The organism is Zymomonas mobilis, from assembly GCF_006715975.1.
Taxonomy (GTDB): domain Bacteria; phylum Pseudomonadota; class Alphaproteobacteria; order Sphingomonadales; family Sphingomonadaceae; genus Zymomonas; species Zymomonas mobilis_B.
Map to the genome: position 1 here is coordinate 570,048 of NZ_VFOF01000001.1, position 24,957 is coordinate 595,004.

22 protein-coding genes and 1 tRNA gene are annotated in these 24,957 nt (G+C 44.3%); 10 read left to right on the forward strand and 13 right to left on the reverse strand.

Annotation, left to right across the window (positions count from 1 at the left end; translation table 11 throughout):
• Positions 1-233 precede the first annotated feature (233 nt).
• A complete protein-coding gene (locus tag FBY58_RS02455) occupies positions 234-2,162 on the forward strand; it encodes a peptidylprolyl isomerase (protein WP_141919334.1) in 1,929 nt (642 codons plus the stop codon).
• On the forward strand, positions 2,159-3,709 hold the full coding sequence (gene trpE, locus FBY58_RS02460) for an anthranilate synthase component I (RefSeq protein WP_141919335.1): 1,551 nt from the start codon (positions 2,159-2,161) through the stop codon (positions 3,707-3,709). Before FBY58_RS02455 ends, trpE begins: the two co-directional genes overlap by 4 nt.
• A 38-nt stretch (positions 3,710-3,747) precedes the next feature.
• On the opposite strand, the gene FBY58_RS02465 is transcribed toward trpE, so the two are convergent.
• Complete coding sequence (locus FBY58_RS02465) at positions 3,748-4,179, reverse strand: hypothetical protein (protein WP_141919336.1); 432 nt, start codon at positions 4,177-4,179, stop codon at positions 3,748-3,750.
• A 250-nt stretch (positions 4,180-4,429) separates the two neighbouring features.
• Between FBY58_RS02465 and FBY58_RS02470 the strand changes: the two genes are divergently transcribed.
• Positions 4,430-5,389: a LysR family transcriptional regulator gene (locus FBY58_RS02470; RefSeq protein ID WP_141919337.1), complete on the forward strand. Its 960-nt coding sequence runs from the start codon at positions 4,430-4,432 to the stop codon at positions 5,387-5,389.
• Between the two features lie 41 nt (positions 5,390-5,430).
• Here FBY58_RS02470 and FBY58_RS02475 read toward each other — a convergent pair whose 3' ends face one another.
• The 6 genes from FBY58_RS02475 to FBY58_RS02500 all read right to left on the reverse strand — a co-directional run bounded on the left by FBY58_RS02475 (position 5,431) and on the right by FBY58_RS02500 (position 9,996).
• Positions 5,431-6,111, reverse strand: a complete 681-nt coding sequence (locus FBY58_RS02475; RefSeq protein WP_141919338.1) for a COQ9 family protein — start codon at positions 6,109-6,111, stop codon at positions 5,431-5,433.
• Between the two features lie 256 nt (positions 6,112-6,367).
• Positions 6,368-6,787: a 6,7-dimethyl-8-ribityllumazine synthase gene (ribH, locus tag FBY58_RS02480; RefSeq protein ID WP_141919339.1), complete on the reverse strand. Its 420-nt coding sequence runs from the start codon at positions 6,785-6,787 to the stop codon at positions 6,368-6,370.
• Between the two features lies 1 nt (position 6,788).
• The gene (ribB, locus tag FBY58_RS02485; protein ID WP_141919340.1) at positions 6,789-7,928 is read right to left on the reverse strand and encodes a 3,4-dihydroxy-2-butanone-4-phosphate synthase; all 1,140 of its coding nucleotides are present in this window, start codon (positions 7,926-7,928) and stop codon (positions 6,789-6,791) included.
• Positions 7,925-8,545, reverse strand: a complete 621-nt coding sequence (locus tag FBY58_RS02490) for a riboflavin synthase (protein ID WP_141919341.1) — start codon at positions 8,543-8,545, stop codon at positions 7,925-7,927. Before FBY58_RS02490 ends, ribB begins: the two co-directional genes overlap by 4 nt.
• A gap of 90 nt (positions 8,546-8,635) precedes the next feature.
• Positions 8,636-9,613: a bifunctional diaminohydroxyphosphoribosylaminopyrimidine deaminase/5-amino-6-(5-phosphoribosylamino)uracil reductase RibD gene (gene ribD / locus FBY58_RS02495; RefSeq protein WP_141919342.1), complete on the reverse strand. Its 978-nt coding sequence runs from the start codon at positions 9,611-9,613 to the stop codon at positions 8,636-8,638.
• A 53-nt stretch (positions 9,614-9,666) separates the two neighbouring features.
• Positions 9,667-9,996 carry a hypothetical protein gene (locus FBY58_RS02500; protein WP_260432039.1) on the reverse strand — a complete coding sequence of 110 codons (330 nt, stop codon included), beginning with the start codon at positions 9,994-9,996 and terminating at the stop codon, positions 9,667-9,669.
• Positions 9,997-10,178: 182 nt separating this feature from the next.
• Between FBY58_RS02500 and FBY58_RS02505 the strand changes: the two genes are divergently transcribed.
• Genes FBY58_RS02505 through FBY58_RS02515 form a run of 3 tightly spaced genes read left to right on the forward strand, consistent with a single transcriptional unit; the run spans position 10,179 to position 14,538 of the window.
• The gene (locus tag FBY58_RS02505) at positions 10,179-10,898 is read left to right on the forward strand and encodes a response regulator transcription factor (protein WP_141919343.1); all 720 of its coding nucleotides are present in this window, start codon (positions 10,179-10,181) and stop codon (positions 10,896-10,898) included.
• Positions 10,899-10,901: 3 nt separating this feature from the next.
• Positions 10,902-12,254, forward strand: coding sequence for a FecR domain-containing protein (locus tag FBY58_RS02510; protein ID WP_141919344.1), 1,353 nt, complete (start codon positions 10,902-10,904; stop codon positions 12,252-12,254).
• The gene (locus FBY58_RS02515) at positions 12,247-14,538 is read left to right on the forward strand and encodes a CHASE2 domain-containing protein (RefSeq protein WP_141919345.1); all 2,292 of its coding nucleotides are present in this window, start codon (positions 12,247-12,249) and stop codon (positions 14,536-14,538) included. The genes FBY58_RS02510 and FBY58_RS02515 overlap by 8 nt, the downstream gene beginning before the upstream one ends.
• On the opposite strand, the gene FBY58_RS02520 is transcribed toward FBY58_RS02515, so the two are convergent.
• From FBY58_RS02520 to FBY58_RS02530, 3 genes are all read right to left on the reverse strand, one after another.
• Positions 14,519-15,082: a hypothetical protein gene (locus FBY58_RS02520; RefSeq protein ID WP_141919346.1), complete on the reverse strand. Its 564-nt coding sequence runs from the start codon at positions 15,080-15,082 to the stop codon at positions 14,519-14,521. The genes FBY58_RS02515 and FBY58_RS02520 overlap by 20 nt on opposite strands.
• A gap of 11 nt (positions 15,083-15,093) precedes the next feature.
• Positions 15,094-16,092, reverse strand: a complete 999-nt coding sequence (gene glpX / locus FBY58_RS02525; RefSeq protein ID WP_141919347.1) for a class II fructose-bisphosphatase — start codon at positions 16,090-16,092, stop codon at positions 15,094-15,096.
• A 121-nt stretch (positions 16,093-16,213) separates the two neighbouring features.
• Complete coding sequence (locus FBY58_RS02530; RefSeq protein ID WP_141919348.1) at positions 16,214-17,506, reverse strand: homoserine dehydrogenase; 1,293 nt, start codon at positions 17,504-17,506, stop codon at positions 16,214-16,216.
• A gap of 173 nt (positions 17,507-17,679) precedes the next feature.
• Between FBY58_RS02530 and FBY58_RS02535 the strand changes: the two genes are divergently transcribed.
• The 4 genes from FBY58_RS02535 to FBY58_RS02550 all read left to right on the forward strand — a co-directional run bounded on the left by FBY58_RS02535 (position 17,680) and on the right by FBY58_RS02550 (position 21,572).
• A complete protein-coding gene (locus tag FBY58_RS02535) occupies positions 17,680-18,387 on the forward strand; it encodes an MgtC/SapB family protein (RefSeq protein WP_141919349.1) in 708 nt (235 codons plus the stop codon).
• Between the two features lie 263 nt (positions 18,388-18,650).
• Positions 18,651-19,829, forward strand: a complete 1,179-nt coding sequence (locus FBY58_RS02540; RefSeq protein ID WP_141919350.1) for an acyl-CoA dehydrogenase family protein — start codon at positions 18,651-18,653, stop codon at positions 19,827-19,829.
• 65 nt (positions 19,830-19,894) lie between these two features.
• Positions 19,895-20,770: a MaoC family dehydratase N-terminal domain-containing protein gene (locus tag FBY58_RS02545; RefSeq protein WP_141919351.1), complete on the forward strand. Its 876-nt coding sequence runs from the start codon at positions 19,895-19,897 to the stop codon at positions 20,768-20,770.
• Entirely contained in the window at positions 20,763-21,572 is an 810-nt protein-coding gene (locus tag FBY58_RS02550) for a CoA ester lyase (RefSeq protein ID WP_141919352.1), read from the forward strand. Before FBY58_RS02545 ends, FBY58_RS02550 begins: the two co-directional genes overlap by 8 nt.
• A gap of 101 nt (positions 21,573-21,673) precedes the next feature.
• Here FBY58_RS02550 and FBY58_RS09315 read toward each other — a convergent pair whose 3' ends face one another.
• The 3 genes from FBY58_RS09315 to FBY58_RS02565 form a co-directional block, all read right to left on the reverse strand.
• Positions 21,674-21,880 (reverse strand): hypothetical protein, encoded by a 207-nt coding sequence (locus tag FBY58_RS09315; protein WP_185738170.1) that lies wholly within the window; start codon positions 21,878-21,880, stop codon positions 21,674-21,676.
• 273 nt (positions 21,881-22,153) lie between these two features.
• Positions 22,154-22,816 (reverse strand): hypothetical protein, encoded by a 663-nt coding sequence (locus FBY58_RS02560; RefSeq protein ID WP_260432040.1) that lies wholly within the window; start codon positions 22,814-22,816, stop codon positions 22,154-22,156.
• Positions 22,817-22,961: 145 nt separating this feature from the next.
• Positions 22,962-23,054 (reverse strand) — tRNA-Ser (locus FBY58_RS02565).
• Positions 23,055-24,957 lie beyond the last annotated feature (1,903 nt).

Below are 24,957 nucleotides of genomic sequence, written 5' to 3' on the forward strand. Positions count from 1 at the left end.
AAATAAAAAACGTGCTGACAAATTCAATTTTTGTCGTCACAGTTAATAACCTTTCTAACAAAAAGGTAATGCCGTGAATATTTTTTATCAAAGCCAATAACTATTTTTGCTAAAAAACTGTTTTCATGCGATAGAGATACCTTCTTTAACGCCGATCTGTGTATCGTTGGCTTGATGCAAAGCCAAGGTCAGATTATGGCATTGTGTTTATTATAATTTTTTCGGGATATCCGATGTTTGCTTTTTTTCGCCGTATGACCAAAAACGGCTTTGCTACGCTTCTGTTCGGTATCGTCATTCTTGCCTTTATTTTTACAGGGGCGTTGGGCGGTTTTAGCCGCTTTGGTGGCAGTGGAAGTAGTAGTGGAGACGGAGGAACCATAGCAAAAATTGGAAAGCGGAAACTTTCTGCCTCCGAAGCCTATGATTATATCCGCCGTGATTATTTAGCCGTGCGTCAACAAAATCCGTCTATTGATGCAATGACCTTTATTGCCAGTGGCGGTATCAGTAAGGCTATTAGCGGATATATTTCTGCCAAATCCATGAGCGAATGGGCGAAGAATAACGGTATCGGAATTAGCCAGAAAATGGTTGATGGCGAGATTGCCAGTATTCCGGTCTTTATCGGTGCCAATGGTAAATTTGACCAGAAGTTATTTGATGCCGTTTTGGCACAGCAGCATATGTCTGCTGATCAGCTGCGTGCCGATATTGCTGAAGATCTGGTTCGGCGGCAAATTTTAATCCCGATTGTTGCGGGATTGAAAACGCCGAATACCATGGCTGAACCTTTTGCCCACATGTTGGTGCAGCGGCATGAAGGCATGATCTTGGCTATCCCGACGACAGTGATGCCCGCATCAGACAAAGCGCCGGATGACAAGAGCATTGCTGATTTTTATAAATTACATATCGATCGTTACACTTTACCGGAACAACGGGTGATCCGTTATGCTTTGGTAAAGCCTGATGAAGTGAAACCGACAGAAACCCAGATTGCAGACTATTTTCACGGCCATGCCAGTGAGTATGCGGCGACAGAAAAACGTGATTTGAGCCAGATTGTTTTGCCGGATAAAGCAGCAGCAGAAGCTTTATTGGCGAAAATCAAAGGTGGTTTGAATTTTGTGGCAGCTGCAAAGACGGTCGGCTTTTCTGCTGAAGATATTCATGTCGGTGCTTTGACTAAAGAGCAATATTCGGAAAAAGCATCTCCTGATGCTGCAAATGCAGCTTTCTCGCTTGATGATGGCGCGGTGAGCGGTGTGCTCCGTTCTCCTTTGGGATGGCATATCGTTCATATTGATAAGATTGAACGTAAACCGTCGGCTACTTTGGAGCAGGTTCGGGGTGAAATTACACGCCAGCTTTCTGAAAGCCTGACTTCAAAGCAGATGACGGCTAAGATTAACCGTATTCAGGATAATATTTCCAATGGGAACGGTTTCTCTGACATTATTCATAAAGAAAAATTGGAAGTTATCGAGACTGCACCTCTGCGTCGTGATGCCAATGACGATCAAACTGTAAAAAGCCTAATCGCCCCTGCTTTTGAAAGTGGGAATGGCAGTGAGCCTTTTGTTGCGACGATTACGCCCGACAAGCTTTATGCGATTGCTATGGTTGACCGTATTATTAAACCGGCAGCCCAGCCACTCGAAAAAGTAAAAGGCCAGATCATAACGGATATTCACCATCATGAGATGGTCGAAAAATCACGTAAGCTGGCTGATGATATGCTTGCGAAGGCGAAAGCGGGCGTGCCTTTTGCTCAATTAGCAGCACAGGCTGGTGTTAAATTACCGCCGGTTACGCCATTGGCTTTCCGTCAAATTGATTTGAGCCGTTTCCAGCAATCTTTGCCGCCTGCAATCATCCGTTTCTTTGAATTGAAACCCGGTGAAGTTGCTCTAATCCCTGCGCCAGATGAAAGTGGTTGGATGCTGATGAAGATGGAACGTTTAGTCAGTTCCGATCCTTCAAAAGAAGCAGGGTTAACGGCTGCTGTTCAAAATCAGTTCCAGAATATGATGACGGGTGACATCGCAGAACAATTTTCAAATGCCGTAATGCAGAAATCTCCGGCGGCAATCGATCAGGCCGCTGCTATCAAGCTAGAAAAACGCTTTCTTAGCAGTGGCGGGAGCGCAGCACAGTGAAATCGAAGATAGCGATCGAGAAAGAGAATAACGGACAGAACAGCGATCAAGATGCGCTGGACAAGTTGAAGCAAGGCAAACCGGCCTTGCTCTGGCGGAAATCCATTACCGATATTGATACGCTGGTCGGTGTTATGCTGCGTGTTCACCAGTCCGAACGCGGCGATTTTCTGCTGGAATCTGTTGAAGGTGGCACAAATCGCGGGCGGTATTCTTTTATCGGTCTAGCCCCTGATCTCGTTTTTCGTGCTTTTGGCAACAAAGCTGAAATAAACCATAACTGGTTGCAAGATCATGATGATTTCCAGCCTGTTGATGGAGATGCCATATCGGCTATGCGTCAACTGGTGGCTTCTTGTCAGATAGATGTTCCGTCCGAACTTCCTTCGACGATTAGCAGTCTGGTCGGGTATTTTTCTTACGAAACTGTAGGTCTGGTCGAAAAGCTACCTAAACCGGCATTTGATCCGTTAAATGTTCCAGATATGCTTTTTGTAAGGCCGACGTTGTTTCTAGTTTTGGATCAGGTTACCGACGCCCTTTACATGGTGGCACCTGTTTGGCCGGAAGGTCAGGGAAGCCCTGAAGAAAAAGTAGAAAACGCATTAGGGGCTATTCAGAATATTGTTGATACTCTGAAAAAGCCGGTGCCGTCCTTACCGGCTGTAAAAGTTGACCAATTGCCTGAAATTAAGCGGGCGATGTCAGCTGAAGCCTATGAAGATATCGTTGTCCGTGCCAAGGAATATATTAAGGCTGGGGATATTTTTCAGATTGTACCGGCGCAACGTTTTACGATCGATTTCCCGCTGCCTCCTATGGCACTCTATCGTGCCTTGCGACGGATTAACCCTTCGCCTTTCCTTTATTTCCTTGATTTTCCGGGATTCTCGCTGATCGGCTCCAGTCCTGAAATTTTAGTCAAGGTAACGGATAACGAAGTGACTATTCGTCCCTTGGCTGGAACCAGACCTAGAGGCCGTAACAGCGCAGAGGATCAAGAACTTCGGGATTCGTTATTAAAAGATCCCAAGGAAAGAGCCGAGCATCTAATGCTATTGGATCTTGGTCGGAATGATGTTGGCCGTGTTTCTCAAGCGGGTAGCGTCCAAGTAACAGATTCCTTTAGCATCGAATATTATAGCCATGTGATGCATGTGGTTTCGAATGTTGTAGGTAAATTAAGACCGGATAAAGATGCGCTTGATGCCCTTTTTGCAGGTTTCCCAGCGGGGACGGTATCAGGGGCTCCGAAAGTTCGGGCATGCGAAATTATTGCAGAATTAGAGCCTGAAACGCGAGGGCCTTATTCCGGTGGCGTTGGATATTTTTCACCCAATGGTGATATGAATAGCTGTATTGTGTTGAGAACCGCCATCCTGAAGGATGGTGTCTTGCATATCAAAGCCGGAGCGGGGGTTGTCGCAGATAGTGATCCCGCTTCAGAACAGCGTGAGTGCGAAGCGAAAGCTGGCGCATTGATGGCGGCAGCCCGCGAGGCCTTTGCACAGAATGAAATTCTTCTGCAAGAATCTGCAAACGCGTAAAAACTAAAGATAAAAAACGGGAATAAATTTCCCGTTTTTTATTTGTAGCCCCGCTGCAGAGAAGGCTTTTTTTGTGCGCTTAGATGATTAATCGTTTTAATCTGTTGAGCGTTATAGCCATGACGATTTAATTGTTTTTCTAGATGGTGATGATCTTCTTTGCTGGCGCGGGCATAGGCAAAAGAACGAAGGGTTTCCAGTTTTTCATCGGCTAATGTCTTTGGTGGTTCGATACCCGTCATCCAATGCCAGAAGCGACGAAGACCATTAGGTTTTCGGGTCACTTTTACATGGGTTTTCCGATGTTTCAGTTTGGCTTCTCTTAGCCCTAGATGGATAACATCCCATTCAAGCTGGCTAAAATGTCCAGTAGCCAAAGGGCTTTTCTGATCTGTGTTATGGTTTATGAGCCATTTTTCAGATGCGTTGACCGCAGAAAATATCGTCTTCTTATCGTCTTGGATTATCATAACACCCTTCTACAATCAGTATCAGCCTTGCGTGATAAGAGAGTATCCAGAGGGCCGATATAGGCTAATTCCCCTTATAGAGAGAATTTCCTTACTATAGTATTTATCGCAACGGCAAAAATGCCTTTTCCTTATATGCCATGCATTTTATTCCAATTTTTATTGAATAAACAGCTTTTTCGCTTGTCAATAACGTAACCATGTTGAACAGACGTGGTTCCTGTGAATGGACAAGTAAAGTGAACCGGCAATGCGCCACCTGCCTGATTTTGAAGCCTGGGCTATTTTTGCAAAAGTTGCCGAATCAAACTCCTTTTCCAAGGCCGCCTTAGCCTTAGGATTATCAAAAGGAACTGTATCAAAAGCGATTTCTCGTCTCGAAGAACGTATGGGAACCTCTCTTCTTCACAGAACCTCTCGTCATATCTCTTTGACAGAAAGTGGTCGTGTCGCTTTAACCCGTGCTACCCATTTATTAGAAGAAGGGGAGGCTATCGAAGCCGAGGTTTCAGAAGATGCCAATAATCCTTACGGTGTTGTTAGGATTGCATCCCCTATATCATTTGGTATTCAGGCATTAGGCCCTATTTTACCCGAATTTCTGGCTGAATATCCTCAGGTCAGCGTTGATCTTCATTTAAGCGATTCGAGAGTCGATGTTATTGCCGAAGGGTTTGATATTGCTTTGAGAATGGGCGATCTGCCGGATTCCTCTTTACGGGCTCGGCGTTTATTTTCGATCCGGCGACCTGTCGTTGCCTCACGGGCTTATCTTGATCGCTATGGCCGTCCCAAGCACCCAAGAGAATTAAGTCAGCATGAAGTGATTATCTATTCTCATATCGAGCACCCTCATGTTTGGCGTTTTTCTCATCCAGATGAGGGGCGAGTAGAGGTTAAAGTCGATGGCCGCATTCATGTGGATAATGGCGATGTCGCCATGGGCCCGTTATTGTCAGGTATTGGTATTGCCTGTCAGCCAGAATTTTTTATCTGGCAAGCACTTCGAGATGGTATTCTCGAGGAATTATTTCCTGAATGGACAATCCCGCCTTATGGCATGTTCTTGTTAACGCCACCAGGACGCGCGCGTCCGGCAAGAGTGCGAGCTTTATTAGGTTTCTTAGCCCAGCGTTTTCAGAAAGCCCCTTGGGTGATCGGGAAAATGGAACGTCATTGGTGGAATGAGTTACATCCACCGATCGAGTAAAGGCCATAAAATATGGCCTTATCTAACTCGATTATTGAACGTTATTTATCGGGATAACGTAAACGTCCCAAAAGACGAGAAAAAGAGAATTTACTTTCTTCTGGACGCGAGAACCAGCTTTTTACCTTATGAAATCTCATAAGATTTTGGATGCGCCGTGCCAGAAATTGGCGAGTATTGCTCAGTTCTGCGTCTTTATCATCAAGATAGACATAAAGCGTTGCCATGAAAATGGCATCAAGTGACAGTCGCCGCGTGTAGTAAGAAAAATTGGTCGATTTATCACCTGCAAGCTTCCAGATTAAATCTGCTGTATGCCAGCTAAGCTGCGATGAATGCGCAATATGGCTGGGTGTCATCAGAATACTAAGAGCCCGTCGAAGTGCCTCGCGGTAAGGCTGCATGATCTCGAAGCGAGCCATGACCAATGTTTGGATTTTATCTCTGACCTTCATATCGTCCAGCGATAGGCTTGCCGCTTTTTCGCTTAACGCCTTATCAACAGCCGCAAACCATCCGTCTATCATCTGGATACGGCCGTCATGGAAAGCCAATCTTGCGCGCTCGATCGGTATTTTATGTTGATAAGCGGCCAATGCCAGAGCTTGATCGCTCCAACCATCAAAGGCGACATGTTCAGGAAGGCTTGGAGCAAGAATTTGTCTTATTTGATCCAATGTCATTTCATCGGGATTGCTACCCGATGGGGAGGAGTCTGTCATAATAACCCTTCACAGCCTAGAGGAAATCTTTTTTCTCAAAAAGCTATCATAAGGCATAATCCAAAAATTATGGCCTTTTATAAAAGTAACCCTTGCAATACTGCTATTACTATCAAAAAGGTCAACATATTAGCTGTGAATGTTAGATGAAGTTTTTTGTTCCAGAGCGAATGAGATCGCAGTGGTTGTAAATATGCATAAATATGGAAGGTGGTCTGTTATATTGTTATAATAAAACAGACCACGCATCTTTATTTTAGGAAAGTTTCTTTTTCAGATTGAGCATGGCAATAGCGGCTTTCGCTGCATCGCCACCTTTGTTTTTTTGTTCCGGATTTGCTCGAACCAAAGCTTGGTGTTCATTCTCGACAGTTAAGATACCATTGCCGATAACAAAACCATCCAAAGTTAGAGCCATGACTCCGCGTGCGCTTTCCGAAGCGACAATTTCGAAGTGATAGGTTTCGCCACGGATGACGACACCTAAAGCGACAAAGGCATCATAAAGACCGGTGTCAGACGCCATTGAAACAGCTGCTGGAATTTCTAACGCGCCTGGAACGGTGATGACTTCACATTCATGACCGGCTTCTTCAATGGCCTGTTTGGCACCTTGGATCAGCATATCATTTAGGTGACTATAAAAACGTGCTTCGACAATTAAAAATTTAGCCATCTCAGGCTCCTTCGGTAATAGGCTGTTCGCCCGTGATATTAAGGCCATATCCAGCCAATGCGACGGGCATATGGTGGCTGTTGGTCAGCAGAATCATGTCTTTGACCCCTAATTCAGCCAGAATTTGAGCGCCTATACCATAATCCCGATGTATTGTTTCTTGATTGCGACTGGTTGCCCAAACTGAAGTTTTATCTGCTGTATTTTCTTGCGAACGTTGGATAAGGACAACGACACCAGCCCCTTTTTTCGCAATAATATTCATTGATTGCGATAATAGCTGTTGTCGAGCACCTGTTTGACCCAACATATCGGTAAAGGGATCAATGGCGTGCATCCGCACAAGGATAGGCTGGTCAGCAGAAATCTGTCCTTTCACCAAAGCCAGTGTTTCACTATCGGTCGCTTTGTTTTTAAAGCGGATAGCCTGCCAATCACCACCATAAAGGCTGTTGAAAGATTTTTGTTCAACCAACTCGACATTGTTATCATGTTCACGACGCCATGCGATCAAGTCGCGAATGGTGCCTATCTTTATGTTATGTCTTTGAGCAAAGCTGACGAGATCGTCAAGACGAGCCATCGTCCCGTCTTCTTTCATCACTTCGCAGATAACGCCGGAAGCGTTTAATCCTGCCAAACGAGCGATATCAACGGCTGCTTCCGTATGACCTGCTCTGACAAGAACACCGCCCGATTTCGCAGCGAGAGGAAAGACATGCCCCGGTGTGACAATGTCTTCAGCACCTCTTGAGCTGTCGATAGCGACGGCTATTGTTCTTGCCCTGTCACCTGCCGATATTCCAGTAGTGACGCCATCTTTGGCTTCGATCGAGACGGTGAAGGCCGTTTGTAACGGTGCGTTATTCTGGCTGGACATCGGGGCGAGCCCCAATCCCGCGACACGTTCCTTTGTCATGGCAAGGCAGATTAAACCGCGTCCATGGGTCGCCATGAAATTGATCGCGGCAGGAGTCGCCATTTGAGCTGGAATAATCAGATCGCCTTCATTCTCGCGATCTTCATCATCGACCAGAATAAATATTCGGCCATTTCGGGCTTCTTCGACCAATTCTTCAACGGAAGAAAGAAAAGGATGCCGTTTGGTTGATCCTTTTACAAAGGGGGTATTGTTACTCATACCGCGGCATTTCCTAAAGCATTCATCCGTGCAAGATAGCGCGAAAGAATATCAATCTCGATGTTAATATAATCACCCGCAGTCAGAATACCGAGTGTGGTTTTTTCTGCTGTGTGGGGAATGATATTGATAGAAAATTGGACTTTACCATCAACATCTTCGACTTCGTTGACCGTAAGAGAAACGCCATCGAGCGAAACTGAGCCTTTTTCTGCAATATGGGCAGCAACTTCAGGGCCTGCTTCGATTAGAAAATTCTGAGAATCTCCAACGGGCGTTATAGAAATAACTTTACCAACACCATCGACATGGCCTGTAACGATATGGCCGCCCAATTCATCGCCTATTTTTAAGGCGCGTTCCAAATTAAGTTTTTGACCTTCTTCCCATCTACCCGGAGCAGTGCGAGATACAGACTCACCGGAAACCGTTACTTCAAACCAATTACGGGGCGTTGTGCCTTTATCAACAACGGTCAGGCAAACCCCAGAACAGGCAATAGAAGAACCGGTTAGAACTTTATCCATGGGATATTCTGTGGCGATGCGAATTCGGCGGTCGCCTTCCTGCGCTACAGAAATGATTTCGCCAATATCGGTAACAATTCCGGTGAACATGGGGGGTAAGCTCCGTTCATATATGAAAGGTAATCAAATTATATAATGATGGGGTTTATAGTAAAATTATTCCACAAAAGTAAGTTCTCTTTAGACCCGTAAATAGGCTTCTAGCTGGTCATTGCCAAGCGTTGTTCTGTCTTTAAGATACCAGCGATTATGCGCTTTCGATAGCTGTGTTAACCCAATATCAGATAGCGCATGTAAACCTTTTCCGATCACGATCGGTGCTCGGTAAAGTAATATCCTGTCTACCAGATCAGCCTCTATAAAGGCCGAGGCAGTCTGTGCGCCGCCTTCAATGAGCACATGGTCGGCGGCGGTTTGAATAATGTCGGAAGGTGTCTTTAACCCGATCCAGCCAGAGGGTACTTTTCCATGCCCTAAAACCGCCTTTTGTGGTGACCGATCAGCAAGTCCTTCCAACCGAACATCAAGACCAGGTTTATCGAATTCGAGCGTTTTTCTGCCCACTACAATAAGCTCTGACCGCATTCTTTCTAAATGCGCGTGGGCTCTTGCTCTTTCGCCGGTAATCCATTGGCTTTCACCATTAGCCAAGGCAATACAGCCATCAAGAGAGGTCGCCATTTTTAACGTGACATAGGGACGTCCTTTTATCTGACGACTAAAAAAGCCTGACATTGATTGACGCGCCTGTTTTTCTAACAGGCCACATTCTACTGGAATACCAGCCGAGACTATTCGAGCGATGCCCTGTCCATTTGTCCGTGGATCTGGATCATGACAGGCAATGATTACTCTTTTAGGATGCGCTGCAACAAGACTTTCGCTGCATGTGGGGCCGCGTTTACTTTTGTGGGCGCAAGGTTCCAATGTAACGTAGACCGTTGCATCATTTAGATTGAGATGGCTGCATTGCGCCAAAGCAACGGCTTCGGCATGAGGTCGTCCGCCCGGCTGTGTCCATCCGCGTCCGATCACCTGATTATCTTTGTTAACGATAATGCAGCCGACGGAAGGTGAGGGTGCCGTTAGGCCCTTGCTCTTTTCACCTAGGGCTATTGCCGCTTGCATCCAGCGAGCATCATTTTCAAAATTGGTCAAATTGGCAGCCTGTTTTAAATCGCCCGATGAGGCTTAGTCTTTTATTTTATATCCTAGTATGTGGCCGAATTCGCGCCAACGTTTTTGAGATTCCAGTTGTCTTGCTTCCAGCTTTTTTGATCTTCCAGATTTTGTGACTGAATTTCTGCGTCACTGCGAGGACCATTCATCCTTTGAACAAAGATAATCTCAGGATCTGGTTTTTCTATCTTTGAGCCGAAAAACATCATTGAAACCATTCCCCCCGTCAGTGCGAGGGAAAGAATAGCAATCACCGGCCTGATATGCCCATGATTCCGGATAAAAGCATTGATATCCTGCCATAAAATAGAGATTTTGTTTCGAGCCATATCAGGTAATTTATAGGGTTTGCGGAAAATCACCAGCCCTGCTTTTGATCAAATGTTTTTTGAACATAAAAAAGATTATTTCCGTATAAATTTTTGAAATTTAGAAATTATCTTCATAATGGTTAAGTTGTATTTGGATATTACCACTTGAAAGTGGCATGTCTCGTAGAAATATGCATTATATATATCTGTAATTTTGATGGAGAATAACGGGCGTGAGAATAGCCCTACTAGATGATGATCTGGAAACCGCTGCTCAGTTAAACGCGATTTTAACTGAGGCGGGTTACGATTGCCGGTCGTTCCATAAAGGCTATGCGCTTTTAAGAATGCTGCGCAGTGAAACTGTCGATTTGCTGTTACTTGATTGGAATGTACCCGATTTTTCGGGGATTGAGATCATAGAATGGGTGAACAGGCATTGTGATCCGAAGCCGCCCATTTTGTTGTCAACAGCCAGAACGGCAGCCGAAGACATCGTAACCGGTCTAAATGCCGGAGCAGATGATTATCTGGTAAAACCCGTGCAACCTGAAATCCTGTTGGCGCGGGTGAAGGCTGTTTTACGGCGTAGCTACCCAACACCGCCTTCCGACGGCATCGAACATTATGATGATTATACTTTCGATGTTTCAAGAGAGCAGGTGTCTTTAGGCAGCACGCTTATCCCAATGACATCAAAAGAGTTCATGCTTTCTTTGCTGTTGTTCCGTAATCTTCATCGGCCGCTATCGCGGGGTTATATTTTTGAAACTTTGTGGGGGCGTAATCCTGATCTTCCGACCAGAACGCTTGACACCCATATTTCAAAAATCAGAACCAAGTTAAACTTGCGGCCGGAAAATGGTTATAGATTGGCGCCTGTTTACGCATACGGCTATCGCTTGGAACGATTAACAGAAAAGAAAGCAACACCGATAGAGGCCGTACAGTAAAAAATGCTTTGGAAGCGCGGAAGCCTCCGGCCTTTTCTTCTGGGCTGCTCACTTCTATTTTTGGGAAGCGGCCATGTAGAAAAGGCTGTAGCCGCGCATTTCGAGAATAGCCAATCTATCGAATATGTGGTTGAGCCTGGAGATACGCCCCGTTTAATCGCTCAACGCTATTTTGATAGAATAAGCGACATGGATGTCGTTGCAAAACGCGCAAAAGTTTCTTTAAATCAACCTTTACATGCGGGTTTCCATCTTAATATTCCTAAAGCCTTCTTGCGGCGAGAGATTTCTGCTGCTGTAGCCTCGCATGTGTCTGGTCCGGTCACGATCTCTATCCATGGCAAGACAGGCATTTTGGAACAGGGGCAACCTGTAACGGAACAAACGACGATCGAGACGGGCGCTTCGGGTTTTGTAACCCTTCTTTTGCCTGATGGCTCCTATGTCAGCATGCCTTCCATGAGCCAAATGACGATCACGCGTTTACGGAAAGTAGCTTTAACGGAGGCCGTTGAACGGTCGTTTAAATTAGAGGCAGGACATGTTCGTGTTCATGCCGTGCCTTTATTCCGTTCTGATAGTTATTTTCATATCGCCACTCCGGCTTCTTTGACGGCCGTTAGGGGAACTGATTTTCGTGTTCATTACCTAGAGAACAGCAAAACGCGAAAAAAAGAAAATATCGTCGAAGTATTAGAAGGCTTGGTTACGACCGGTAATCATAATAAAGTTTATGCTGTACCCGGAGGGTATGGGACAAATTCTACGGAAAATCTTGATTTTCCTTTAGATCCGCCACCCAATCCTTTAAATCGTCTAACTGTGTTACGGGATGCCGAGCCAGATATTCTTCTAAACAAAGTACCTGAAGCTGCTGTCTATCATGCGGAATTGTCAAAAGATCAGAACTTCTCTGATTTGCTTTCTGAAAGCTGGCTCGATAATACGGACGTAAAATTACATGGATTAGGCGATGGGCATTATTATCTCCGGCTTTCTGCTGTTGATAATCATGATCTTGAAGGCAAAGAAAAAGTTTTTCTTATTGACCATAAAACCGGCCATCTCGAAGCTTCGGCTTATGCAATCTCTGAGGGGGCAGTTTTCCAATGGAAAATACCAGATGATGAAGTAGTTATTAGTCGTTTGCAGGTTGTCGCTAGTAAAATAAGCGAAACTGCTATCCCTATTGTTGACCAATTAGGGGGTAAGACAGGGCTTGTAAAAATTTCCTCTTTGCCGGAAGGGGATTATTCCTGGCGTATTATTGCAGCATGGCCCACAGGCGGACAAATAATGCCCCCTTTTCGCAAGCTGCATGTTTCAGGGAATAACCCGATGAAAAAAAATGAATGATGTTTTTGACAGTCTAAATACAGAAAACACTGAAAGAGTAGAAACTGAATTAAAGGATACATTGGCTTTTGAATGGTCGCTTCTAGCTGTTGCGGCAACCTTGGCGGTTGTGGTCATCAGTTGGGCTGGTATGACTTCACAGTTGGATCTCTTCTTTTATGATACTGTCGTAAGACTGGGATGCCATAAGCCTGATCCTTCGCTTCTTATTGTTAAGATCGACGACAATGCGCTGAGAACCATAGGCCCTTGGCCTTGGTCTCCTGACAAGCATGCCAGATTTATAAAACAGCTGAATAACGGTCATCCGCTACAAATCGGATATAATGTCCTGTTTCTTGATCCATCGGAATCCCATGCGACTGAAAATCTATCGCACGCCCTAGAATCCAGCAAAACACCGATATATTTGCCGATGCTCGTTGAATCCGGCAATCATAACAAAAAAATAGTGGCTGTTTTGCCTTTGCTTGCGCCTTCTGTAACCAATGTTGGGCATGTTAGTGTTCCTTTTGATCGGGATGGCATGGTGCGTCGGTATTGGCCTGCCTTAAGCGCAAAAGGGCGTTATTGGCCTGCTTTGGTTGAACTGATGGATAATCCCAATAAGCATTATTCAGAAGCGGATTTGACTGAGAAACTCTTTTCTTTTGATGGCCCACAAAATCGTTTTCCGGCTATTTCTGCGGCATCTATCTGGCGTAACGAGGTGCCACCAGAATTTTTGGTAGGAAAAAGGATTCTGGTCGGTGTAACGGCTTCGGGATTTGAATATTTGCATCCGACACCCTTTGGCGTAATGTCAGGGGTCGAAATACAAGCTAATATCCTAGATACTTTGCTTCACGATCGTTCAATTCATGAAGCGAGTGATGTTACAAAACTGATTGTCGCTCTGATTTCTTTATGGATATTGCTAATTGGATTTCGTTTTCTTTCACCTCGAGCAACTATATTATTAACTGTTTTTTTAGGCTCTGGTGTTCCATTACTATGTGCCGCATTATTCCTGTTTTTTAATTATTGGTTTCCGCCAATTACTTCTGTCATCGGGGTCGCTTTTACATATCCTTTCTGGGCATGGAGCCGCTTGGCAAGTCTGAGTAAATATTTTTCCTATGAATTAGGAAAGTTACCCGGTGATTTTCATGCGGATCCACGGCAGAAATTACCTGATATTACCGCAACCGATCCGCTAGAATATAAAAAGCAGCTTTTGAAACTAGCTATTTCTCGCATTGTTTTTATGCGGCGTTTTATTTCGGATAGCCTGTATTATCTACCAGATGTTTTCTTCGTTACCGATAAAGATAATAATATTGTCCTATCGAATAAAGCTGCCGAAAATTTAGCTGCGGAATTAGGTGCCCAATATCATCCTAAAATGCCTATTTCTGTTATATTAGATCATTTGCATAATGAAGAAGGGCATCGAATTGATCTAGATCAAGTGCGGAATAATGAGATTAGTAGCCAATGCTATGCTGAAAATGGTCGAGCTTTCGATTTACGTGTAGCCGCCTGTCGTCAGGTCGTTGGTCAGCCAGATGGTTGGCTGGTTATGCTGATTGATATTAGCGCGGTTAAATCAGCTGAAGAGCAGCGTCAGCGTATTTTGCATCTTTTAAGCCATGACATGCGCTCTCCTCAAATCTCTATTCTTGCTTTGATTGACCGCTTCTCGCGGACATCTTGCAGCAAGGAAAAGGAAGCGGGCGAAATTATTACAAAAATTTCGAGTTATGCCCGTCGAACATTGGGTCTTGCTGATAACTTCACCCGTTTGGCTCAAGCGGAAGCGCCAGAATATCAATGGATGGACGTTGAAATCGAAGGCGTCATGACCAGCGCTGTTGATGAATTATGGATACAGGCTAATCGGCGTCATATCCAGATTACGCTTAACGATTGGGAAGAGCCTTTATTTGTAGAAGGTGATCCGGCATTGTTGGAAAGAGCTTTTATTAACCTTATCGATAATGCTGTAAAATATAGCCCAGATGGAAGCCTAGTATCCTGCATCGTAAAGAAAAAAGATCAGCAAGTAGAAATTGCTATTTGCGATCAAGGTATTGGTATGGACCCAGAGCAGATTGAGGCTTTGTTTCGTCCCTTTAGGCGGGCTTCAAATGGCCCCGCAGCGAAAATATCAGGAATCGGTTTGGGATTGGTTTTCGTTAATAAAGTCATTCTCCGGCATCATGGTCATATTGACTGCCGAAGCACGCTTGGCAAAGGCACGTGCTTTGTCGTGACTTTGCCGCTTATTGTTGATCCTGAGTAGGTTTTATAGGCGTTTTGGAATGATGTTGGAGGGATGCGCAAAAAGCTTGTGCCATCTTTTCCGATATTTGTTGATCTATATTAATACGCCAAATTTTATAGCCGCTGATAGAATAGTTTTTCGCTGAATTATCGGTTGGATGAGGGGCTATAAAGAGCCACGTCATGTCACTCTGCCATGTCGTATTATTCTTTGATAGATTTTCTAAATTCTTGGTGGCCTTGTTTTCTAAATTGATGAATTTAGGGTGTTGGGCGTAGCTGACAGCGATTTGCCAGACATTTTCGTCTTTCATCTCATCAGTTGCGGCCTCCCACCCCAATGAGATTAGACAATTTGTAATGAGATAAGATGGCGAGGCGGCGATCAGGCGGAAATAACCGGGTCGAATAGAAGTACCTTGCTGTTTTATTGAAAAATCGGCAGCGGAGGTAGCACTACAAATAAAAGCACTTATGGCAAAAAAGAAAATGGATCGTAACATGCTTTTGAGAATGGCATTGTCACCTACCATTCCCAAGAGAGATACTTGCCCATTTTGCATTAGAAATAATCTTATTTCATAAAGGATGCGATATCAGGAATGTGTCGGTGTTCTGTTGTGACATAGCTGACCTGCCCAGTGCTAGCTTGCATAATAAGGCTTTGGGTAACGGAGACGCCCCGCAAGTCTTTATAAACGCCTCTAATCAGCGAGCCATCGGTTACGCCAGTTGCCGCAAAGATGGTATCGCTTTTTGCTAAATCATGCAGCTTATAAATACGATCAAGGTTTTCTATTCCGCAGCGATGCGCCCTGCTGCGTTCGTCGTCATTTCTGAAAAGAAGGCGACCTTCGAATTGTCCACCAATACAATTTAAAGCTGCCGCAGCCAGAACACCTTCTGGTGCGCCGCCAACCCCCATATAGATATCAATATTACTGCTTTCGCGTGCAGTTGCGATAACGCCTGCAATATCGCCATCTTCAATAAGAATGGTTGGACAACCAATTTCATGAAGTTCTGCAATAATCTTTTGATGCCGTTGCCGCTCTAGAATGCAGACCCGAATATTTTGGGGTGAAACGCCCTTTGCTTTGGCCAGCGCCTGTATGTTTTCTAATGGTGTTTTTTCAACACTGACCAAATTTGGCTCATATCCGGGGCCTATTGCGACTTTTTCCATGTAAACGTCAGGCGCATTTAAAAGGCTTCCCTTCGGTGCAATCGCCAAAACGGCTATAGCATTCGCGCTGCCATTGGCGGCCAAGGTTGTGCCTTCTAATGGATCCAGCGCGATATCAATCGAGATATCGTCTTCACCCATGAGACCAACTTTTTCGCCGATATACAGCATTGGCGCTTGGTCACGTTCACCTTCGCCAATGACGACAGTCCCATTAATCGAAAGCTCGTTAAAGGCGTCTCTCATGGCTTTGACGGCGGCCGCATCGGCTGCTTTCTCGTTTCCATGGCCAACCAATCGGGATACCGCCAAGGCAGCCGATTGTGTGACATAGGCCATGTTGTGCGTCAGAGCAGGATTTAGTCTTTCATTTTCTTGTCTAGCCATGAGTATTCGCCTTCTCTGACTTTAAAATGTTTACAAGAATACAGCCGAAACAAGTTATAAATGAACCTGATAAAGCGTTGTCGCCTAACGAATAGTTGTCATCATATCATAATGATTTATTCTATATATTAAGAATATCCATTGTGACGGGTGATGATTTTATTTCAGGCAGGATATTTAACGCTTTCAACAGTGTTTTTAGCGCCTCTTCCGTGCATGGTTTTGTTACCAAAATTACGTCTGCGGTCGCGTCATCCTTGCCTTCTTGCTGATTTAAGCTTTCTAAAGCGATGTCAGCATCAGCAATCGTCGCGACTACGGTTGAAACCGCTTTTGGCGTATTGGCAATAGAAAGGCGAATATAGGCACTTTGCTTATCGCTATCGGCTTTATTCGTTGCTGCTGTTTCTAAATATTCAACAGGCATACCAAAGGGCACAGTGTATCCGCTACGGGCGATATCCACTAAATCTGCGACAACGGCAGATGCTGTCGGGGCAGCACCAGCACCGGCACCTTCGAATAGCAGCCGTCCAACCTGATTACCTTCAGCAACCACCGCATTGAGTGAGCCAGCAGCTTGGGCAAGGGGATGATTACAAGGAACAAGGCAAGGGGACACTTTTTGGAACAAGCCTTGATCGTTCTTTTTGGCTTGTCCAATGAGGCGGATGCGGTAACCCATATCGGCCGCTTTTTCCATATCCGCGAGGGTTACTGTCTGGATACCAGCCGTTTTGATTGAGGCAAAGTCGAGTTTTGTCCCGAAAGCCAAAGTCGACAAGATGGCCAGCTTATGCGCGGCATCAATGCCTTCGATATCAAAAGTCGGATCAGCTTCTGCATAACCTAGAGCTTGCGCTTCGGATAAAACATCTTCAAATCCGCGTTTATCTTTTTCCATGGTGGTCAAGATGAAGTTGCTGGTTCCGTTGAGAATACCGAAAATACGGCTAATCTCGTTTGCGGCAGCGCCTTCCTTGATACCTTTAATAATAGGAATACCACCTGCAACAGCGGCTTCATAAGCAAGGGGAATATGCGCTTTTTCAGCTAACTCGGCGAGTTCGAGACCGTGATGCGCTACCATAGCCTTGTTGGCTGTAATCAGGCTGATACCTTTTTTGAGGCAAGCTTGAGCCAGTTCCAAGGCGGGGCCTTCTGATCCTCCGATTAATTCGATGACTAAATCAATGTCGTCTCTTTTGGGAAGATCAACAACATTATCAACCCAGTCATAGCCAGAAAGATCAATACCACGGTCGCGATTTTTATTTCGCGCTGATATTGCGATAACTTCAATTTTGCGGCCTGTTCTGCGTCCAATCAGATCGGCGTTATCTTTCAATAATTTAAGTACGCCACAACCGACCGTTCCTAAGCCGGCTAATGCTATTCGCAAGCCCTGCACCATATATATCCCATAAATTTTGCCTGTTAGCAGTTACTTGCCCTGACAGCGTTTTTATTTCAAGCTTGATACGCCTATGAAGCCCTTTAAATAAAGAAAATTGAGATCAGAAGCATAACAAATTTTTGGAGAAAAGGGCGGTTTTTCCCTTAGCCCAAAAGAAAGGCAGCTCTCTTGTGTTTTCGGTATTTGATCATTTGAGTGGCTTTTGTTCTGTATTGCTGACTTACAGCATTTCTTTTTTTCTCGGAGGTCTGATCGGTCTAGAACGCCAAATACATCAAAGGATTGCTGGGCTGAGAACGAATATATTAGTCGTATTAGCCACAACCTCTTTTGTAAATTTATGTATGCGTATGGGGTCAACGACAGATGCTATTAGGGTTATTGCTTCTGTTGTTTCCGGCACTGGTTTTCTGGGTGCTGGCGTGATTATGAAAGACGGCATGAATGTTCGGGGCTTAAATACAGCAGCCACAATCTGGTGCTCAGCTGCGGTTGGTACCTGTGTTGGAATCGGCCAATATGCTGTGGCCGCATTGCTCACTTTTTTTGTTATTTCAGGTAATACGTTACTGCGTCCTTTGGTGAAATGGATAAATCACTTACCCATTTCTAAATCTGAACCTGACACATCTTATTATCTAACAGTCACTTTGAAGAAAAATGACCATTCTAAAATTCAAAAAAGAATATTCGATAAAATCGATTCTCTCCAATATCAGGTGAATTCAGTTGAGTTAGAAAAACATGATGCCGAATATTTTGAGATGACCATACATCTTGGTCATAATGTTTCAGATACCCAGGCATTAAGCAATCTCGCGATTGAGATTGAGGGTTGGGAAAATATTCAGCATGTCGCGTGGAATAGCGATTTGTGATTATATTTTTTTGCTATTGATTGTCATTTATTTAATTTTATTTTTTGAAATTAAAAATTGTAAAAATATAACAATATAAGCGACTTTTTGTTTGTAATTTTTCATAAATATCGAGTGATAAAGATAATATATATCACTACAACATGGTAAGCTTGTTAGAAAACATCAGAGTAACAGATCACGAAGCGGTGAAAGATTGACGGTAAATTTTGTAAGACTAACCTACCGAAATAGATATCATGGCTTAGTGAATGGAGCAAAAAATGACATCAAGTCCATTAGAAGCGCTGGAAAATGATTACGCGGATATTCGGGATGAAGTGCGCAAATTATGCGCAGAATTCCCTGGTGAATATTGGCGCAAACTGGATCGGGAAAGCGCTTATCCGACTGAATTTGTGAAAACACTAAGCGATGCAGGCTATTTGGCGGCACTGATTCCTGAAGAATTTGGTGGATCAGGTTTACCGCTTTCAGCCGGTGCTGCCATTCTTGAGGAAATTCAGCATTGCGGCGGCAATGCCGGTGCATGTCACGCCCAAATGTATATTATGGGTGCTTTGCTGCGTCATGGAAATGATGAGCAAAAGAAGAAATATTTGCCGAAAATTGCTTCTGGTGAATTAAGACTTCAGGCTTTTGGGGTTACCGAGCCAACCAGCGGTACCGACACAACCTCTTTAAAAACATTTGCCGAGAAAAAAGGCGACAAATATATTGTTAATGGTCAAAAAATTTGGACATCAAGAGCCGAACATTCTGACCTGATGCTGCTTCTTGCTCGGACAACGCCTAAAGATCAAGTTGAGAAAAAGACTGATGGTTTATCTGTCTTTTTGGTCGATATGCAGAAAGCTTTGGCTGATGGTGGTATGACCATTCGTCCTATTCGGGCAATGATGAATCATTCCACGACCGAAGTATTCTTTGACAATATGGAAATTCCTGCTGAAAATCTGGTCGGAGAAGAGGGTAAGGGTTTCCGTTATATTCTGTCTGGGATGAACGCCGAGCGCGTTTTGATCGCTTCCGAATGTATCGGGGATGCGAAATGGTTTATCGAAAAAGCACGCGATTATTCTAAAGAACGTGTGGTTTTTGGTCGGCCGATTGGCGCCAATCAGGGTATCCAGTTTCCTATTGCTAGAGCCTATGCCCAAATGCGGGCAGCCGAATTGATGGTGTATCACGCCGCCCATTTGTTTGAACAAGGCGAACGGGCAGGGGCAGAAGCCAATATGGCTAAAATGTTGGCAGCAGAAGCCTCATGGGCTGCAGCAGAAGCCTGTGTCCAGACTTTGGGCGGTTTTGCGTTCGCTGAAGAATATGATGTCGAACGAAAATTCCGTGAAACCAGACTGTATCAGGTCGCCCCAATTTCAACGAATCTGATTCTGGCCTTTCTTGGTCAGCACGTTCTTGGAATGCCGCGCTCTTACTAAACTTCTTTCTTTCCCCGATATGATGACTGGAGAGGCAACTCTCCAGTTTTTTGCAGGAGGTTTTTATGAATAGCACCTCATCAACACAAGCCGAGTTGGATGTTGAATTTTTGCGGGGCTGGATAGGCCGTGAAATGACGGCCGAAGATGTCATTTCGGAAGAATTGGCCAAACGCTACACCGCGGTTCTCGATTTGCCATCTTCTTCATTAGAAAAAGGTGCTGTTGCTCCGCAGCTCATTCATTTCTGTTTGGCACCTGCTGTCGTGTCGGGAAAAGAATTAGGTGAGGATGGACATCCTGCCAAAGGTGGCTTCTTACCACCTATACCTTTGCCACGTCGTATGTGGGCAGGGGGTGAAATCCATTTTTTTTCTCCGCTTCGTATCGGGGATAAAGTTTGCCGTCATAGTCGTATCGTCGATGTTGTACCAAAAAAAGGCCGTAGCGGCTTACTCTGCTTTGTTACCGTCGAACATGAAATGAAAGTGGACGGCGAAACCAAAATACGCGAACGGCAAGATATTGTTTATCGGGAAGCTGCAACCAAGCCAGCACCACAACCCGCAGCTCCATTACCTGCCATTGGTCGGGGAGAGCATACGCATGACATAACACCGACAACACCTTTGCTGTTTCGCTATTCCGCGATCACTTTCAACAGTCACCGTATCCACTATGACCGGAATTATGCCGTCAATGAAGAACATTACCCTGCATTAGTGGTGCATGGCCCGTTGCAGGCGTCTTTGCTGATTCATTTTGCAGCTAAAATTAAAGGCACTTTGCCAAAACAGTTTTTGTTTCAAAGTCGGTCGCCATTATTCGACGATGCAGATTTTTCATTAAATGCAACGGTGAATGAAAAAGGTTTGTCATTATGGACATGTCGTGAAGGCGGCGCTGTCGCTATGAAGGCTGAGGTTGTATTCGATGACTAACTTTTCTTGTATTTCGCCTCTCTTTGTTCCTGCTTCCCGTCCTGAACGCTTCATTAAAGCAGCAAGCTGCGGCGCAGATGCAGTCATTATTGATCTTGAAGACGCTGTCGCTGACAAAGATAAAGATCAGGCGAGAGCTTCCCTTGATACGGGTTTTACCGATTTACCCGTTTTTATTCGGATTAACGGGGCTGATACGGCTTGGCATCAGGGTGATGTTGAGGCTGTAGCCGCTCTACCGGATTTGGCAGGCGTTATTTTCCCTAAGGCTGAAATAGGCACAGCCCTGACCGCATTCGCTGAAAATTTAAATGAAAAAATAGCCTTGATCGCCTTGATCGAAACGGCGCAAGGGTTAGCCGATGCGCGCCAATTGGCGCAGATGTCTCAGGTCAAAAGACTGGCTTTCGGTTCTATCGATTTTTGTGCTGATATGGGATGTTCTCATAGTCGCGAGGTTTTATTATCTGCTCGCAGTGAACTGGTTCTGGCTTCGCGATTGGGGAAGAAGGTTGCTCCTTTGGATGGGGTAACGACAACCATTGATGATCCAGCACCGATTGAAGCCGATGCCCGTTATGCCCGCAGCCTTGGCTTTGGTGGCAAGCTTTGTATTCATCCACGCCAAATCACCCCGATATTCAAAGGCTTCTTGCCAGATGATAGTGAAATCGCGTGGGCTCATCGCGTTTTAGCCGCAGGCGAAGGGGCGCAAAGGGTTGATGGTGCCATGGTAGACGAGCCTGTTCGTATTCGTGCCCGAGCTATCTTGGCGCGTTCAGAGAAAATGAAGACGGTTTAACCGTAATAAAATAATAATGTCGCACGAGCGGCTAGAAATATTCTGCATCGGGTGATGGAAAACGCCTATTTAGGGAAACGCGTTTTCTATCAAAAAAGACTTTACATCTTTTTTTGAAGTGTAAAACTGGCAACTGGCAACTGGCAACTGGCAACTGGCAACTGGCAACTGGCAACTGGCAACTGGCAACTGGCAACTGGCAACTGGCAACTGGCAACTGGCAACTGGCAACTGGCAACTGGCAACTGGCAACTGGCAACTGGCAACTGGCAACTGGCAACTGGCAACTGGCAACTGGCAACTGGCAACTGGCAACTGGCAACTTTAGCGGGATATAATCTGACTGTTTTCGCTTGTTATGTATGGTGTGCTATTTGAGAAATCGATGGAAAGGCTAAAAGAGGCTTTCCCGTTTGAAAACGCTTTTCTTTCTAGACTCTGAACTTCAAAATCTAATGTACCGTTTGATTGGCAGGTCATATTTATTTTGTTGCATTGGTTGGTGACCGTATCAGCTATCAATCGATAAGAGCGGATTGGCCATCTAATAAGGTAATTTCGTTTTTGTGCTATAATTTGATCTAGTGATTGTTGCTTACCAAAAAATTAATGACCGGTTTATAATGTGCAAGCATCCATGGGATAGCTTGTTCGGGGTTATCTTGAGCCGCTTGGTAATATTCCGATAAGAAACTTGCTGCTTGTATTTCAAGATCAATGCCAGTGGAAGGCACTTCTTTCTGTGAAACCGATAGGGGAATAAATTTTTCTGTCCTATCCACAGGCTCTGTGGATGGAATATATTCTGCCGTTTGAGAAATAATTGCGTCGTTTTGAATGTTGGATCCTGCTTTTTGTAATGAAGGTTGGGAAGGCGTGTACTTCAGAACCTTTTTTTGTCGTACATTATAAATACAATTAAGCGTTATTGGGTAAAAATTATGGCTAGCATTTGCCAATTTCGCGCTATTATTTGTTAATGTTAGAATATCAGGGTTCTCGGGATTGGCTTTTACATTATCAAAGCTGTGGTTACCCTCGTCATTCCATGAAAAACCATGTGGACTCGCTCTTAAATAATCATCAACACCCTCATCGCATCCAGCCTGAGCCTCTTTCCCAAATTTTATGCTTGGCGCATCTGAATCACGATTAGAAGATTTTTGTGCCGTATTACTATTATTACAAGCTGAAAGACCAGCGGTGGCGACGAGAAGAGCCGAAGACAGAAATGTGAGTCTCATTATAATTCGATAGCGAAGTATCGAAAAACTATCCATCTATTTTAGGACAGGAATCAACCAAAGCTTTTTGAGCGCAAGACAGCTAAGCTCGACTGAGCTTTTATTCGATTAAAGATTTTAGGAATGTAACCGAAAAAGGTGAAAATGGCGGAGACGGAGGGATTCGAACCCTCGGTAGGAGTTGTACTCCTACGACGGTTTAGCAAACCGTTGGTTTCAGCCACTCACCCACGTCTCCAGCGCTTCAATGATGGCTTGTGGAAACGGGCTATAACCATCTCCTGATCTATGATCAACAACTCAATGCAAAGAAAAGCGATTTTTTTTATAAAAAGTGCATTTTTTGGCAAAAATGATCAGAATTTAAGAGATCGTAGCCTTTTTTTCTGCCTAGTTTTGGGCGTAATTGCGTTTCCAGCGGCTTATTTGTGTGAGAGTAGAGCTTTTTTTATTCAGGAAAAGAGATAAAAAGCCGAAAACTGAATGTCTGGTTGTCTCTGCCCCGATATTATTCGGCGCAATATGCCGTTGCGGCCATGGTCTGAAAATTCTGGCATTCTGATCAGGCAGATCGAGGAAAATTCGACGCAGCTATATTCCAATAAAGTTTTTTGATTTTAGAGTTGTGCGAACAGGCATCCTAGAACGAAGGCCGTATACCTCTTAACATGCTTCTTTCCATTAAAAGTTAAGAGCGAAGGGGGCGAAATGTCATCAGAGCATCGGTAAGAGGCATAAGCCGAGCGGGGTGACACGTTATTAATTATTTTGTCTTACTAGACGCTGATCTGTGCAAAGTGATTTTGTCTATCCGATGATCAGATAGGTTGTCCCTCTTGGTTCTGGCATTGAAAGCGTGGCGCTATGAGTGGTTCTGCCCTGCATCAAAACGCATAAGGCTATACTTAGCCATTCCCCTCGCGCAGGCTAAAGAGATAGCCATCTGATTACGAGTTATTGCGGCTCTCCAGAAGTTAATAGTTCTGCGGCTTCGGTCAGTTAAAATGATGAGCAAGATATCTTATTAAAATCCTTGCCAAGGAAATCATTGAAATCGCAATGGAGGCATTCAGGAAAAACAGCCGAAGGCGACTCCGCCCGCGTGGGTTGATTAGCGCTAAAACGGCAAGTTCTAGGCATGTAAGTATAATGGTAGATATAAATTGGAGAGACCAAAAATCGAGGGTATCTTTGACGAAAAAATTGTTAAGAATGCATAACACAACGAAAACAAGCAGACTTGCTAATATGAGCAATCTACGTTTTTTAACATTTAAAGGTCTCCTTAAACTATTATCTATTGATTATTCTCAATGGTATGTCGCCGTTCTTTTGTGTTGATCTAACCTTTTGCAATTCAAAAATTTTTTGGTTTTATAGGCACCGAAACATATGGTTCCGCCGATGATGACATCACTAGCGATACCGACAGTCGCCCCGGTAGTGCCTGCAAAGCTACCTGCAATGCCGCCTTCTTTTGCGCCGAGGTTTTAGCCGATGAAAAGCACCACAAACTGTCCCGAATTCAGTAATGTCGCCAGCATTATGCTCTGATATAAAGTGTGTAAGGGTTGTCGCCAAAGTCCTACTGGATGTAGTTTTATTTGTTTTAAGTGTCTTTTTTATATATCTATTTTTCCGCTCTTTTTAAAATAAAAATGTAATATTATTTATAATAACATAATTATATTACTATAATGAGTTATCTATTGTCAACCTTAAGTGCTGATTTATTTTATCTCGTGAAATTATACCATTACTCTGCGCCAATTTTTGCTTAAGAAGAATAGGTGAAGTGATTGATGGAAAATATTGTAATCTGCTCCACCTGTATTTGTAGCGTTTTTATATTATTATCTGATCATTTAAGTGCATTGTGGCGATGATGGTGCATTTTATTGTTATACTTAGATGTATGTGCAGTTCATTATTAATGTTGTTTTCTATTAAGTGCTCTAGTAATTTGTTTATGAATGGCGACTGCCGCGACCTTGTTGAGAAAAGGCTGCGTTTGTTGTTTCTTAACGCGGATGTTCTGTTGCTAGGGGCGAGCGCAAGAAGGCTAGGGCGACAAGTTGTCCCATTCTGATACTAGCAGGAAAAGTTATTAACTGAGGAAGATGGCAGGGCGCTAGGGCAAC

Bases quoted from the DNA above. Each gene is read 5' to 3' on its own strand.
- FBY58_RS02545 (WP_141919351.1), top strand. From the start codon at position 19,895: ATGAATAGCACCTCATCAACACAAGCCGAGTTGGATGTTGAATTTTTG.
- FBY58_RS02520 (WP_141919346.1), bottom strand. From the start codon at position 15,082: ATGCAAAATGGGCAAGTATCTCTCTTGGGAATGGTAGGTGACAATGCC.
- FBY58_RS02560 (WP_260432040.1), bottom strand. From the start codon at position 22,816: ATGAGACTCACATTTCTGTCTTCGGCTCTTCTCGTCGCCACCGCTGGT.
- FBY58_RS02470 (WP_141919337.1), top strand. From the start codon at position 4,430: ATGCGCCACCTGCCTGATTTTGAAGCCTGGGCTATTTTTGCAAAAGTT.
- glpX (WP_141919347.1), bottom strand. From the start codon at position 16,092: ATGGCTAGACAAGAAAATGAAAGACTAAATCCTGCTCTGACGCACAAC.
- ribB (WP_141919340.1), bottom strand. From the start codon at position 7,928: ATGAGTAACAATACCCCCTTTGTAAAAGGATCAACCAAACGGCATCCT.
- FBY58_RS02530 (WP_141919348.1), bottom strand. From the start codon at position 17,506: ATGGTGCAGGGCTTGCGAATAGCATTAGCCGGCTTAGGAACGGTCGGT.
- FBY58_RS02475 (WP_141919338.1), bottom strand. From the start codon at position 6,111: ATGACAGACTCCTCCCCATCGGGTAGCAATCCCGATGAAATGACATTG.
- ribH (WP_141919339.1), bottom strand. From the start codon at position 6,787: ATGGCTAAATTTTTAATTGTCGAAGCACGTTTTTATAGTCACCTAAAT.
- FBY58_RS02465 (WP_141919336.1), bottom strand. From the start codon at position 4,179: ATGATAATCCAAGACGATAAGAAGACGATATTTTCTGCGGTCAACGCA.
- FBY58_RS02510 (WP_141919344.1), top strand. From the start codon at position 10,902: ATGCTTTGGAAGCGCGGAAGCCTCCGGCCTTTTCTTCTGGGCTGCTCA.
- FBY58_RS02455 (WP_141919334.1), top strand. From the start codon at position 234: ATGTTTGCTTTTTTTCGCCGTATGACCAAAAACGGCTTTGCTACGCTT.
- FBY58_RS02550 (WP_141919352.1), top strand. From the start codon at position 20,763: ATGACTAACTTTTCTTGTATTTCGCCTCTCTTTGTTCCTGCTTCCCGT.
- FBY58_RS02490 (WP_141919341.1), bottom strand. From the start codon at position 8,545: ATGTTCACCGGAATTGTTACCGATATTGGCGAAATCATTTCTGTAGCG.
- FBY58_RS02515 (WP_141919345.1), top strand. From the start codon at position 12,247: ATGAATGATGTTTTTGACAGTCTAAATACAGAAAACACTGAAAGAGTA.
- FBY58_RS02540 (WP_141919350.1), top strand. From the start codon at position 18,651: ATGACATCAAGTCCATTAGAAGCGCTGGAAAATGATTACGCGGATATT.